The 13,788-nt window shown below is 57.9% G+C and carries 6 protein-coding genes and 3 pseudogenes; 4 read left to right on the top strand and 5 right to left on the bottom strand.

The window, feature by feature from the left end:
- Positions 1-378: 378 nt before the first annotated feature.
- The 5 genes and pseudogenes from F1563_RS05995 to F1563_RS06010 all read right to left on the bottom strand — a co-directional run bounded on the left by F1563_RS05995 (position 379) and on the right by F1563_RS06010 (position 7,507).
- On the bottom strand, positions 379-993 hold the full coding sequence (locus tag F1563_RS05995; protein ID WP_002529156.1) for a hypothetical protein: 615 nt from the start codon (positions 991-993) through the stop codon (positions 379-381).
- A 107-nt stretch (positions 994-1,100) separates the two neighbouring features.
- The gene (locus tag F1563_RS06000) at positions 1,101-1,496 is read right to left on the bottom strand and encodes a hypothetical protein (RefSeq protein ID WP_002529155.1); all 396 of its coding nucleotides are present in this window, start codon (positions 1,494-1,496) and stop codon (positions 1,101-1,103) included.
- Between the two features lie 200 nt (positions 1,497-1,696).
- Entirely contained in the window at positions 1,697-2,467 is a 771-nt protein-coding gene (locus F1563_RS14760; protein ID WP_002533947.1) for a hypothetical protein, read from the bottom strand.
- A gap of 29 nt (positions 2,468-2,496) precedes the next feature.
- A pseudogene (locus F1563_RS14100) lies at positions 2,497-3,585 on the bottom strand (RHS repeat-associated core domain-containing protein); the annotation flags it as partial.
- Positions 3,540-7,507 (bottom strand): annotated as a pseudogene (locus tag F1563_RS06010) (DUF6531 domain-containing protein). The pseudogenes F1563_RS06010 and F1563_RS14100, both read right to left, overlap by 46 nt.
- A gap of 199 nt (positions 7,508-7,706) precedes the next feature.
- Here F1563_RS06010 and F1563_RS06015 point away from each other — a divergent pair.
- From F1563_RS06015 to F1563_RS06030, 4 genes and pseudogenes are all read left to right on the top strand, one after another.
- Positions 7,707-10,049, top strand: coding sequence for an FtsK/SpoIIIE domain-containing protein (locus F1563_RS06015; RefSeq protein ID WP_081414923.1), 2,343 nt, complete (start codon positions 7,707-7,709; stop codon positions 10,047-10,049).
- Positions 9,986-10,831: pseudogene (locus F1563_RS14115) on the top strand (serine/threonine-protein kinase); the annotation flags it as partial. The gene F1563_RS06015 and the pseudogene F1563_RS14115, both read left to right, overlap by 64 nt.
- Positions 10,832-11,290: 459 nt before the next feature.
- Positions 11,291-12,031, top strand: coding sequence for a hypothetical protein (locus F1563_RS14120; RefSeq protein ID WP_227431996.1), 741 nt, complete (start codon positions 11,291-11,293; stop codon positions 12,029-12,031).
- Between the two features lie 451 nt (positions 12,032-12,482).
- Positions 12,483-13,289 (top strand): LppM family (lipo)protein, encoded by an 807-nt coding sequence (locus tag F1563_RS06030; RefSeq protein ID WP_413772835.1) that lies wholly within the window; start codon positions 12,483-12,485, stop codon positions 13,287-13,289.
- Positions 13,290-13,788 lie beyond the last annotated feature (499 nt).

Below are 13,788 nucleotides of genomic sequence, written 5' to 3' on the forward strand. Positions count from 1 at the left end.
GGTCGATCGCCACCGGTAATGGCCCAGCATTCGCCTACCACATCTCTGCCTAGAGGCTCTCGGCATCCCCAAGCTGACCTGGATAAGGTTTGTGTGGTGGAATAGGCGCGCAAATCGAGATTCACGTGTTGTTGTGATTAACGCCAGGTCCGAGTTCTCGACCTTGGCATAGGCCAAGGCTGAATTGGGCTGACGGCTTATCCGAAATTCCCCAATGTGCCGTCAGGATCCTTGAGTAGCGTCGTCGCAATTCTGCATATATTCCTGCCCAAAGTCAGGAATATATGGGATCACGATTTAGGCGGAGGAAAATATTCATGGTTGGTGTGGTGTAGAAATGCCCCATGTGCGACATTCTGTGGGTAGTTATTGTCAGCATTATTTGACAAGTTCTAGAAATCGATCCACCCAGGCGTGTAGCTGTGGTATTTCATCAGGGTTGATGGTTGCGATCAGTTGATCATGGCCTGTCATGGCGTAATCTTCTACGTCGTAAAGTATGAGACAATCTACAGTAATGTGGTGTTTTTTGGCCAACTCGGAAGCCGGGGTGTCGGGGAAGTCGGTCCCTGTAAGGTATGGGCCTGTCCCAATGACGACGTGTGCTGGGTCCATGAGGAGTTCGTCCAAGGGTTCGAACTCATTACCGTCGAATACGACGCTGTCGCCATCGGCGGTGTCAAATCGAATCCTCAAAGTGTATCCATACTCGGTGTCGCGGAACAGGTGCCTAGCCTCAGCGCTAGTGGGCTGTGCACTGACGCGTACGTTCGACAGGTGAAGTGGCGGAAGTGATTGTGCAACTTGTGAAGCGCTGTTGAAGTCCAGGAGTCGGTTGTCGTCGTGCTCTGCGCGCGCTTGTTGTAAGGCACCATAAGATGGATCGTCCAACGAAGAGCCAGACGACGCTTGGTACATTGTAGGTGGTGCGATAAGGGTGTTGAGTTGTGCCGAGGCCTCAGGGTGGTTGTCGTAGAAATCGCGGTGCTCCATCCACACGGTTCCAGCGAGGATGTTGCGCCATTTCTGTGCTTCTTGCTCCCAGTTGGGGTCATCCGCACGGGCTTGCGGTAGATGTATCCGACGGTGGTGGAGTTCCTCTAATAGACGCAAGCAAAGCAAAGCGTAATCGAAGTAGTGGTAGTTAGCGGTGATCTTAGTTTTCCTGCCCGCAGTTTGAAGTTGTATGCATCCGCGTCGAAATGGGTGATCTCGTTGAAGCGGATTTCGCGGTGGCCGAGATGGCCAAACTGCGTCCATACCTTGTCTTGATCAACGCCAAATCTGTGCCACAGACAGCCCGCCAGACAGCTGTAAGATATGGCGAGCAGTATGATACTCATAAGCCAGCCTGTAAGGCTGCTTCTGAATCCGCCGGTGTTGCTGACGATAAACCAGAGAATAATCCCCGTCGCCATTGCCGCGAAGGGGAGCCATATTGGCGCATTGAGCGGTGCGTAGGAAAAAACGCGCGGCTGGGTCGGGTCCGGACTCATGGCTCGTAGTCGACGTTGCTTCCAGGAGTATGGACGCTTTACCAAGGGAGTCGGTGGATTCTCCATGTTCGGGGAAAGGTAGCGGGGTTTGACACTCATGACACGGCCTTCGTTTTCTGTGCGATGATATCGCGGCGTATGATATTCTTGGTGCATTACTGCGGTGGGGGCATATATGTGATTCCGCCGGAGGGTATATCTTATACCCTCCGGCGGAATAGCCTGTTGTTGATCATTCGACTTTCGTAGAACGAAGGAAACGCCGTAGCGTAGCCCCGAAGGCATGCAGTGATAAAGCTACCGCACGCTATCATCATGGTGGTCAAAGAGTTTTGAGAGTAAGAGTTTCCGGTAAATGGCAGTAGAATGAGAGGCCCGAAAATAAGAACGAGTATAAGAGGAAATTCGTGGTAGCGGAGTAGGCCAAGGATAAATCCGCAGGGTAGCCCTATCCACAGATCTCGGATAATTTCGTGCCGAGAGACGCCCACGAACATAGGAAAAGCTATACCGAAAATCGCAATGACGACCAAAATACAGACATAGGATGGTATGAAGAATTTTTGAATTTCCCATACTGAAATATTTTTACTTTTCCAGCATTGTCTCCCTAGCTTAGAGTTGCAGCGGCGTATTGTTCTCCGTGCAATGAAGTAATACCACGGTTGAATTAACGCCCAGACTATGGTTAACCACAGTAGATCTGAAACTGGGCTACCCGATCTCACGAGAACCGCCCTGCCACAAAGTATATACATGATAATAATCTCGTAAGACCAGACTCCGGGAACGTAGAGCAAAACGGCGCCCAGTGCGAAATCTGCAAGTAAGATTATAACCCACGACTTTAGCCGTAACATGTCATTTTGGAACGCTGGTATGGCTAAGAGGGTGACAACAAGAATAGCGGTGTAGATGAGTGTGGTTCGAAGCCTATTTTTTTCGTTGAACCAAGTTAATTTTATATTCACGCGAATTTGACTTTCGGGATAGTGGATTTCTAACGTTGGGATGTTTCGGAGAACGTATCTAATAAATAGTTTGCCCCTATCCCAAGGGTCGCTCTGCCTGCTGATCCAGCCCAAAGACGCCGTGCGTTTTTTCCGGTTGGCTTGATGATGCCGTGCAATGATCGCACGCCAAAACTACTGCTTTCTATCGACTCCACTCCATGCTGGCCCGGGAAAAGCCTGGATCCAGCAGATGATACCGCCTGGTTTACTACACTTGTTTTACCGATATCAGCGAGGGAGACGTGTTCTCCGCTGACGAGGCTATTTATGACTGATCCACTTGTTGAGGCGCCGAACCCTATCGTATGCTCAATGACTTTCTCTGTAAACGGTGAGGATTCCTTGGATAGATTCCTGCTTATTGATCCCGCGGTTGGTCCTGCCATACCGTCAAGACCTCCTGCAGCTCCTCCGGAGATGAGAGCCCCAGCGTACCCACGCAGACTCTTTGGTCCCGAGGAAAAAGTGTAGGAGATTGTCGATCCTATCGAACCCGTGAACGCATTGACACCAGCCATCGCTCGGAGACCTGCAACTGTTTGTCCCGCATTTTTTGTCAAGAGAGCTGTTTTACTCACCCAGCTACCAAGGCCGTTTGTGAAACCTCCGACAAGGCCAGACATTGCGACGTCCCGCCAGTTGACGTGACCGGTGGCGCACTTTTCTATGGCCGTCGTCGAGCCAGCGCCGAAAAGGGCTCCGGAGATGATTGCAGCCCCAATGGGGCCACCGACACCGGTCGCTGACACAGCAATACCGAGACCGATAGCTAAAGCTCCGCCGATGAATTCTGGAGACAGGATCCGGTCTTTGTGGATGGCCCACCAGTGGCTGATCGGATCGGTGATGTGATGCACGAGTGTGCTGACGGAGTTGGCGACGTAGTGTGCGAGTGTGCCGATGGGGTGGGTGAGGAGTGCCAGTTGGTCGTCGGTAACGGGGTGGGTGCCGAGGGGGTCGGTGAGGGTGAGGGGGTTGTTGTTGGCGTAGTCGTAGGGGTTGTTGGCCCATAGTGCGCCGGTGGGCGGGGTTAACGGGTCAGGAGACAAGAAGGTGGCGGTAGTTGGGTCGTAGAGGCGCGCCCCCCACCAAGGGTGACCATCAACCACTAGCGCGTTCCCGGCCATCCTGATCGTCTCGGGAATGCCCTCAATAGTGACCGTAGCTGGCTCGTAGGGGTTGTCAGGGTCGGTGGGCATGACCTCACGCCATAGGTTGGTATCGCCGATGGGTGTGGCACCGAGGATGCGTCCTCCGGGCAGGGGAAGCACAGGATGACCATCAATCGAGGTGGGGGCTCCGGTCACGAGGTCCCAGTCCACTAGTACCTGCTGGCCCTTAGTGGTGATACGACTGGCGCACCCCAATGCATCGACGTGAGTCGATACGGTCGTGGCGTCGGTGGTGATACCAGACAGACAACCCCGCCTATCCCAGGAGTAACGCTCCTCCTGGCCGTCTGGGCTGGTCGCACTGATACGCCGTCCCGCCGCGTCATAGCCATACTGGGTGGCAGTGGCATGTCCGTGCGCACGCGTACATGTTTGTGTCAGGTGGCCTTCCTGATCCCAGGTGAAGGTGGTGTCGGTTCCGGATGTGGCGTGGCTGGTGAGTCGGCCATAGGCGTCATGAGTCCAGGTGTGTTGTGCGCGGGGCCCGGTCGCGCTGATGAGTGACCCAGCCTCGTTGTAGCCGTAACTCCAACGCCCTGATGGCCCCTCTATCCCGGTAACCCGCCCCTGAGCATCACGGGCGACACGCGTGACGTGCCCATCGTGGACATACCCACACACCAGGCCGCCATCATGATCCCAGTGGTCGTGATGGTCGGGGGTGGTGACGTCGGTGAGTCGCCCGGCACTATCCCACGCCAGACTCGCCGCGCCTAAGGCGGAATGAGTAATACGGGTGGGTAGCCCATCGCCCCGGTAGGTATATGACACGGTGGAGCGCGTATCGTCGGCGCGGGTCAGACGACCCTCACCATCCCAATCCCAGTAGTGGCGGCTGATGACTTTACCGACACGGTCAGTAGTGGTGTGGTCGCAAACAAGCCCGCGCGCATCGACACTGATGGTGTGGTGCAGAGGGGCCGCAGGGTCGGTGTGGTCGTCGATGTGAAGCTGGCGAGCCTCAAGGTCCCACCACTTGCGGGTAGAGACCTGCCCGTCAATGGTGACTGTTTCTGTCCCGCCGCGCGTGTCGTAGCTGGTCGTGGTGCCATCAGAGCCGGTGTGGCTGGTGAGACGCCCGGCCGGGTTCCAGGTGTAACGGTGGGTTCCGCCAGTGGGATCGGTGGATTCGACGATCTGGTCGAGCTGGTTGTACCGGTAGGTGGATATAGCGTCAGTGCCAGTGGTCGCTGTGACGAGGCGTCCACGCTTGTCCCAGGTGTAGCGGTGGACCTGACCGGCAGCATCGACTGCGCTGACGAGGCGGCCAGCGGTGTTGTAACGGAAGTGCCGGTTTCCGGCGACCGGATCCCAGGTGCGCGTGGGTCGTCCGCACACGTCATAGTCAGTGGTGAAGGTGACGACCTCACCGGCACGCGTTTCGACGAGCCGACCCACAGGGTCCCAGCTGTATTCGGTGGTAACCCCGGTGGGGTCGATGATGCCAGTTAGTCGGGAATCGGCATCGTAAAGAAGGTAGCGGGTAACCGCGCCGGTCGGATCGGTTGTGCTAGCCAAGCGCCCAGCTGCGTCGTAGGAGTAGCGCTCTTGCAGCCCGGTGGGGCTCGTGATGGCGGACAGGTGTCCTACCCGGTCATAGTCGAACTGGGTGGGTGCACCGAGGGGGTCGGTAAGCACGGCTGGCAGACCGGCTGTGTTGTAGTCGATGCTACTGGTGGCACCGAAAACATCGGTGCGTGAGACGATGCGCCCGTAGTCATCGAACTGATTGGCGGCTATCACCCGACCCGCGGCGTTCGTGACCTGAGCCTGGTGGGCGGTGGTAGTGGCGTGCAGACTCACCCCGGTGGGATCGGTGAGCGAGGTCAGTTCTCCGATGATGTTGTAGGAGGCGCGCCAGTGGGCTCCATCCGGGTCCTTCACTCCGCACAGCCGGGCCATCGCGTCACGCAGGAATCCCCAGCTGGCCCCGTCGGGTAGACCGATCCCCGCCAGATCCCCCACCTCGTCATACGACAGGGTGGTCGTGGCGCCGGTGGGATCGGTAATCGTGGTGATCTGGCCATCAGGGCCCCAGGTGTAGCGGGTGCATCCACCATCAGGGGCTGTGGCTGTCTCAAGGTGTCCGGCCTCGTCGTAGCTGTAGCGCCAACAGGCCCCGTCTGGGTCGATACGCTCGACCAGGCGGCCTGCCTGGTCATGGGTCACTTCGGTGCGGTACCCCAGCGGGGTGAGGATCTGGCTGATCTGTCCGGCCTCATCGTGGCTGATCTGCCATGTGGCACCGACCCCATTTGTGATGGCCACGATCTGGCCATACTCGTCATAGTCGACACTGATGCTGGCGCCGGTAGCGTCGGCTAGGTGGCGTAGTAGGCCCCGATCCCACGACATCGTCACCGTAGTGCCCTGGGGATCAGCGAGGCGCACCGGGGTGAGTTGCGTGCCGTCGTAGCCCAGGCGCACCCGGAGTGTGCCGGCGGTTGAGATGGTGGTGAGCCGGTCAGCCTCATCCCAGCCGTAATCAATGACCCCGCCAGTGGGCAGTGTGGTGCGGGTGCGGTGTCCCCGCTCGTTATAGGTGTGACGGATAACCTTGCCTGCCCGATCAGTAGCCCCCACAAGGTTGCCGTAGCGGTCATACCGCATAGAAGTGCGCTGCCCGTCAGCATCAATGATCCCGACGGTACGGCCCCGGGCATCACTAATCCACGTATTGGAATGGTGACCCTGCCCGTCATCGGCGACGGTTACCCCACCAGGAAGATACGTGAACCGTGTTAGGTGTCCTGTGGCATCGCGCTGGGTGCGGATCCGGCCGAGCGCATCGAAGGTGTTGACGCACTGCGCTACACCAGACGCATCGATAACCTGGCTGAGTAGCCAGCCGTCCCACTGGTAGTGGTGAACCCCGTCAGGACGGGTTACCTCTACCAGTCGACCCTGGGAATCGTAGGCATAGCTTACGCTACGGCCATCACTGGCCACGGCCTTAGCCAGACGGCCCTGCGCGTAGAACAGATCCACCGACCGGCCCCACTCGGAGTGCATAGAAGTGATCACGCCATCATGGCGTTCGATCCACAGCACCGGTCCCCGAGGCCACCCACGCTCCCTCAGTGGTGAAAACCCACCGGCTACCAGTGTTGTCGGCAACGATCCACACAGGCCCAGCTACGTCAGCAGCCTGAACGGCCGGATCAGCGGCATCGCCGCGGGAAATCCACACATTGTCCTGGATGGCCCGCCAAGGCCCCGCGACGGTATGGCAGCCCTCAGCAGCGGCGGAGCCGTTGGCGCCATCGTGGTCCGTGAGAGGGAAAACGATCTCGCGGCCATCATCGCGCACCCAACGCACTTGCTCATCATCGATGATCAAACGCTGATCCAGGATGGTCGACCAGCCGGGCCCCAACACCCCACACGTCTCGGGCTCATCGTAGGCGGCGGCCAGCGTCGAGTTATACATCCGGGAGATCGCCAGCCCTTGGCTCGGCCCGCCAAAGACCACATCCGTTTCCGGGAGCACGAAGTTCCCGGTTGCCGAGTTCACCGGGTCCTCGATGTAACCAGTGGCAGGATCAATCCCACTCAAGGTGGGCGAGGACACCTGAATATCTGCCCGCGTCATACTCACCCCGGCAGATCGCAGTCCGGCCTCCAAGGCCACATCGGCCAATATCACCGATCCGGAGCCACCAGCGGCAGCAAATGCACAGCATACTGCCTCTAACCACGCCACATCAGCGTCGTTGAGGCCCATCCACCGCTGGTACTGGCCAAACAAGCCCCCCACAGTCAATGATCCATACTGGCAACTCGCGCAGAAGTGCTCGTACAGTGCTTCCAGCGCCGACGCGGGCATCAACCCCCGATTTGCTCCATGAATCAGCCGGGCCCCACCGGTCAGATTCGCCGGAACCGCGCTCGAGACACCCCCGGAAGGCCCACGCAACCCCTGGTTCGCCTGCCGTGGCTTCGTCTCAGGAGGCTTCACCCACCGAGAGGCGGGGGGAGTCGCTTTCGGTAGGGGTGTATCGTCAGAACCGAGTAAGCCGTGGCCTATTTCCTGTGGTCCACACGGCCTGGTCGGGGGAACCACCGGTTCGGGCAAGTCTGAGTTGCTGCGGTCGTTGGTCGCGGGATTGGCAGCCCGAGTTGACCCACAGCATCTCACTTTCATACTTATCGACTTTAAGGGCGGTGCTGCATTCACCACTCTTGACCAGTTGCCCCACACAATCGGTACTTTGTCGAACCTTGAGCCCTCGTTGGCGTTTCGGGCGCTGCAGGCCCTGAACGCCGAGCTCAAGCGTCGTCAGCAGTGTTTTGCTGACGCAGGCGAGGGTATCGACAATATCGACGCCTATCTGGCCACGAACCCGGCCGAGCCAATGCCACGTCTGCTTCTGGTTATTGACGAGTTTGCCCAGTTAGCCAAGGAGTACCCGGATGTGCTGTCCGGACTAGTCTCGTTGGGTGCCGTTGGTCGTACTCTGGGCGTCCATATGATCCTGGCCACCCAGCGTCCCGACGGCGTCGTCAATGACGACATTTTGGCCAACACCAACATGCGTACCGCATTGCGCGTCCAGAGTCGGGAACAGTCATCCAATGTCATTGGGGTGCCCTTGGCGGCCAGCATTGGGCGAGAACAGAAGGGGCGCGCTTACATCAAGTTGGGCGAGGAGGACATCACCCCCATCCAGACGGCACTGGTTACCGGTGTCAGCGGGTCTGGTTGCTCCCAGGACCTTCACGTCGATCCAATGGTTTTGGGGAACGCTCCTGAGGAGCACGCTATCCGTGCCAGTAGCGGTGAGGCTAGTGACATGGATGTTCTCATCCAATGGATTACCGAGGCCAATGAACAACTCGGATTCGGTTCGGCACGTCGGGTGTGGCCTGAGCCCCTGTCCGATCATGTCGAACTCGTTCTGGAGCATTGCCGTCCCACCACGCATCGGGAACAGCAGGTGGCGTCAAGTTCAGGGTCGACCATCCTTGACGTAGCCCTCTTCGACGACCCAGAGCACCAGCGTCAATACGTCTCCGGATGGAGATTCGCCACCGAGAATCTGGTCCTGGCAGGTATGCCGGGATCTGGTACCTCCAGCACCTTGGCTGCACTAGCGCTGAGGATTGCCGACACCTATGCCCCCGGCGAGGCCGACATCGTCATCTTGGACGTCTTTACAGCGTCACTGGATAGGTTAGAGAAGCTTGCCCATGTGCGCGGCTATGCCGGACCGGGCAGCACCAACGAGAGTCGTCAACTTCAGAAGCGAGTGTTGCGCTACATCGCGGCAGAACTGGAGCGACGCAGCGCGCGTCCTCATGACGCCTTCCCGCCACTATTCGTCCTTGTTGATGGGTTTGCCACCTTGCGTGAGGGTTACAGCGATGTGGCCGATACGCCGTTACTTGAGAGTTTCTATCAGGCCTGGGCCAAGGGTCCGGCAATGGGTATTCACTGCGTCGCGACGACGACCCGTCTCAAGGCGCTGCCGCCAGCCATCAGCGACCTGACCGGTCAAAAATGGTTGTACCAACTAGCCGACACCTCGGAGTATCACCCGACCGTTGACAAGGACAATCACCCAGCCAATTTGCCTGGACGGTTTGTCTCCACAAGCCGGGCGCACCACGGTCATGTCGGACTTCCTGACGACATCGACGCTGCCGTGACGGCGATCAACGAGTTCTGGGGAATCGATGGGCTAACTCCCCTGGTGCAGGAATTTCCGAAACGTGTGGGTCCCGAACAGGTAGCCGGCTACCTCGCCTCGGGCAACGAGGCCTGGCAGATACCAGTCGGCATCAATGAGGCTGACCTCACTCCGTATGTTCTGGAGGCTTTCGCGGGAGAGCACGTGCTCGTTAGCGGCCCGGCTCGCAGTGGCAAGTCAACGATGCTCGCCGCAATTCACCAAATGCTGGTGCAACAGTCCCCGAACACCAAGATTCTCGTAGGTGCTCCGCGTCGTTCGCCGCTGTGCCAGATGCTGCCTGGTGTCATGTCCCCCGAGCAACTCGTGGACGTCGTGGAAACTCAGAGCGCTGCCCCCGAGCCATGCATCGTCATGATTGATGATGCGCACCTGGTTGCCGACGAGAGTCAGGTCCTGGCACGAGTGCTGACCCTTCCGGACACCCCTTTGATGTTTATCGTGGCTGGTCGCAACAACGATCTGCGCACCCTGTACAGCCACTGGACGGGGCAGATCCGCAAGTCTCGGCTTGGAGTTTTGCTCGTGCCGGATGCTGACTATGACGGGGACCTGTTGGGTGTGCGTCTGCCGAGACATCCCGCGGCGACAATGAGTGAGGCGCGCGGGTACGGATGCCAGAATGGTGCTGCCACCCTTATCCAAGGCGTCACGGTAAGTACGGAGGGACACCGGTGAGCATCGCTCTACCCTTCGATTTCGGGTCCAGCTACCAGGCCATTCGTAAAATTGGTCAGGGTGCTTCTGGGCGCGTATTTGAGGGAATCGATCGAGTTCGTGGGGACTATGTTGCGATTAAGATTTTGCGTTCCGACCTCGACGATGACGCGCAACTGGTGCAGCGGTTTGTCAACGAGCGTCGCACTCTCACCGAGCTCGAGCATCCGCGCATTATTACCGTTCGTGACCTCATCGTCGACCAGGGCATGCTCGGAATCGTTATGGAGCTGGCGAGCGGGCCTACTCTCGGTGAGCGGCTGGCGACGAGCGGGGCAATGACCCCTGCGGCCGCCCTGGCGGTGGCGCGACAGGTGGCCGAGGCCTTGTCTTACGCCCATGGGCGTGGCGTGGTACATCGCGACATCAAACCGGACAACATCATTCTCACCAATCCTGGGGATGTCGATGAACCTGGAGTGAAGGTCGCAGACTTCGGTATCGCGAAGATCCTTGGCGAGTCGTCGACGGCTACACACCTGGTCGGCACAGCGCACTACCTGGCACCCGAACTTGTCCGTGGCAACGTGTTGAGCCCGAGTGTTGATGTGTATGCCTTGGGCGTGACGCTGTACCAGATGGTGTCAGGCCAGTTGCCCTTTGGTGCGGGTGATGACAATCCGTACGCCGTCGTGCAGCATCATCTGCACTCTATGCCGGCGGTGATACCGGGACTTGACGATCAGGTGTGGGGCCTCATCCGGGGAATGCTTTCCAAGGATCCGGCAGATCGTCTGTCCGACGACGACGTGGTCAGTCTGGCCGGTGACATCATTGTCAATGTTGAGGGCCAGCCGCCGCTTACCGTGCCCGAGGGGACATTGGTTCCCCACGCCATGACCATGCTCCGGCAATCGACGTCCTTGACGACGCCTGAGGGCGACGAGGAGCCGGCCGCGGCGACCGACGATGCCCCGGTTCCCATCGACCTGGAAAATCTTCGCGCCTTGGGCAGATCTGCGTCGGCCACTATTCTCAAGGCTGGCCCGGAGCTAGACGTGGAGGTCTTAGATGACCCGTCGGTGGGGGAGGAAGCCGAGGAGTCGTGGTGGTCGAGCCGCACGCATCGGATCAGTGTCTGTGCTGCTGGCTTTCTCGTCATCGCAGTAGTGGTTGTCGTGTGGATAGTGATCGGCGGTAGGTCCCGAGGGGCTGGCGGGCAGGAGCCGGAGGTCGTTGATGGGCTGAGTGCCTCATTGCCGATGCAGACGTATCCGTCTGGGCTGAATGTTACTCGGGCGGCGACGGTCAGCAAGGGAACGCTGAAATACACCCTCACCTATCGCACTATCAAGCAGCCGCTGAGCGGAGACGTGCTCGAGGTGGTCACCTCGGCCCACTCCTGTCCCAATGCTACATGGGACGAGACTGTCAAAGTTACGCCGCACAGTCCGGCACTGACCTCTATTGATGCCAGGTGTGGGTGGACGATCTCGTTGAAGGCCGTCCCACAGCAGCAGCCGGTGACCGTGACGGCGACATTCCCTGCGAAGGAAGCGGCGATCAGTAATCAGGCGAACTTGCAGACGTGGCTTCAGAGCCAGCAGCAGGCTACCGACAAGGCACTTTACAATGACGCTGCGACCTCGACGGCGTACTCCTTGCAACGGTTACAGACGATGCGGGTCAAGATACCCTCGCGGGTCAAGGAAGGATCGGCGATCCCGGTGACGATCCTGGGTACCTGGCCGGGTGGGGAAAACGAGATGACGCCAATTTACACTACGCCCTTTAGCTCAAATCCGACGAGTATCCTCACCGATATCACCGGCGGCAAATTGGAGAACGTTCGGTTGACGGATCGCTGCTCGGGTGCCGTGTCTATCACCCCGGATGGCCACGACGTGAGCGCCTTACATCCGGCATCGTGCAGCATCGGTGCAGAGATCGGGAATTACCAGGTACAGGAAAGTCCGATCACCATTGTTGCTGGTGGATCGTGACGGCGTCTGCTGAAAAGTGAAGTTTGTGGTCTTCGGGAAAGGTTCCCACGGGCCGATTCGGAGTCGATTAGGACAGCGCGTGGCCCCAGTTTGTGGTGATATGTTTTATCGAGGAGTTCGCTTTGGCTGTGGGTTGGCGTGCTCTCGTATATTCGAGGAGTTGTGTCATCGTCGCTTTGCGCCTCCTGAAGCTGCCATCACTGATGTTGACTGAGAACACGAGGCCCAAGTAGGCCGTAGTACGACTGGACAGCGTTTGTGTTCGGAACATCAGAAATTTTTGATATCCATGTTGAGGCGCTCACTTATCTCAGTGCCATGATTCCGTCACCTGATCATTGCGATGACAAGGGGATTGTCCTGGTGGCCGTCGACTGCTTGCCAGATCGAGCTATGAGCGCCACGCTCAAACCTGAAGGCACAGGTCTCCCGTTCATGATTTAATATGGCTATGTTCAATCTGCCGCGCCCGGTGAGGTGCTGTTTGGTGGTTCTGCTTGCTCCTGTCGTCATGGGTGCCGCGAAATTCAACTATGGTATGGAGATTGGAGATGAGAATCACGTCCGCTCGACGTTCGTCTACGGTGTCTCTAGAGCAGATATAGAGGAGGCAGGGAAGAAGCCCTCAGATTTCTCCAATTGCGACAAGACGTTTGATGTGTCTGCCTCCGACAAGCAACACGGCGCAAAAATTGAGTTCGTCGAGGATAAGGAATACGTTGGCTGCAAATACACGGTGACTACCACTGCAGATGACGCGCGGAGCGTTGGATTGGGATTGACTTTTGATGCGGACAAGGTGTCACTGTCCATTGGTAGGAAGTTTTTCAAGGATGTTCGGCTTGATAAAATCACGGTAGGTGCCTTTAAAGTCTCGGTGACGTTCCCTGGTAAGGTGATCAGTCACTCGGGTTCAAGCAGTGTTGACGGCAATACTGTCACGTGGACCGATATCAAGGACTCTGCATCGGGGTTGAAGGCTGTGGGCGAGCGACCTACCGGTGCTGCGGCGGCGGGTCCGTCATTCTGGAAGGGCTTCTGGAGGCATGGCATCAGAGGGGCGATCATTGGCCTCATTGCGGGTATCGCCTCCTACTTTGGTAATAAGCGACGCGCGAAGAAGAAGCGGGCGAAGTCTGGCGGGGCAGCCGCGACCACGCAGTACCCGGGATACGGGCAGCCGCAGCCCCAAGAATGGCAGGCTCCGGGTCAGGAAGGTCACCAGTATGGGGAATCGATGAATTCCGGGGGCAACTAACCTTATATGCAGGATGGTCGTTACATCGGGGACCCGTGGAGTACGGATTCGACGAACGTTTCAACGCCAGACCAGAAGTCCAATCCAAGATAGGGCGCACAGGTGGTCGTTGCTCGCCCTAGTGTGGTCTATGGTGAGTCTTTCACGATGAGTTCTTGGGGTGTGCCGGCTTGTCTGTCGTGGGGGAGTTGGGTTCGGGTTCGTCCACCAGTAGTAGTGGATCCAATAGAGCGGCTTCTTGGTCGTCGATGTGCTCTGTTGTGATCTTCTGGTGGATTTTGCTGTTCTAGTGTTTTTCTTCGGCTAGGGAGCCGTTTTCCGTTGTTTGGTGTCTGGTTTACGGTTAGTGTAGCCATTTTTGGGGGACGAGGTGGTGCCACCATTTGGGTTCGATGGGTTCGTGGCTGAAGGCCCAGGACCATATATTAAAGAAGCTTCGTTTTGTGTAATCTCTAATGTCGACATATAATAATCCTATTATTTCATCATTTTCGTTTTC

It is taken from the genome of Cutibacterium modestum (assembly GCF_008326345.1).
GTDB classification, from domain to species: domain Bacteria; phylum Actinomycetota; class Actinomycetes; order Propionibacteriales; family Propionibacteriaceae; genus Cutibacterium; species Cutibacterium modestum.

Bases quoted from the DNA above. Each gene is read 5' to 3' on its own strand.
- F1563_RS05995 (WP_002529156.1), bottom strand. From the start codon at position 993: ATGGAGCACCGCGATTTCTACGACAACCACCCTGAGGCCTCGGCACAA.
- F1563_RS06000 (WP_002529155.1), bottom strand. From the start codon at position 1,496: ATGAGTCCGGACCCGACCCAGCCGCGCGTTTTTTCCTACGCACCGCTC.
- F1563_RS14120 (WP_227431996.1), top strand. From the start codon at position 11,291: ATGCAGACGTATCCGTCTGGGCTGAATGTTACTCGGGCGGCGACGGTC.
- F1563_RS06030 (WP_413772835.1), top strand. From the start codon at position 12,483: ATGTTCAATCTGCCGCGCCCGGTGAGGTGCTGTTTGGTGGTTCTGCTT.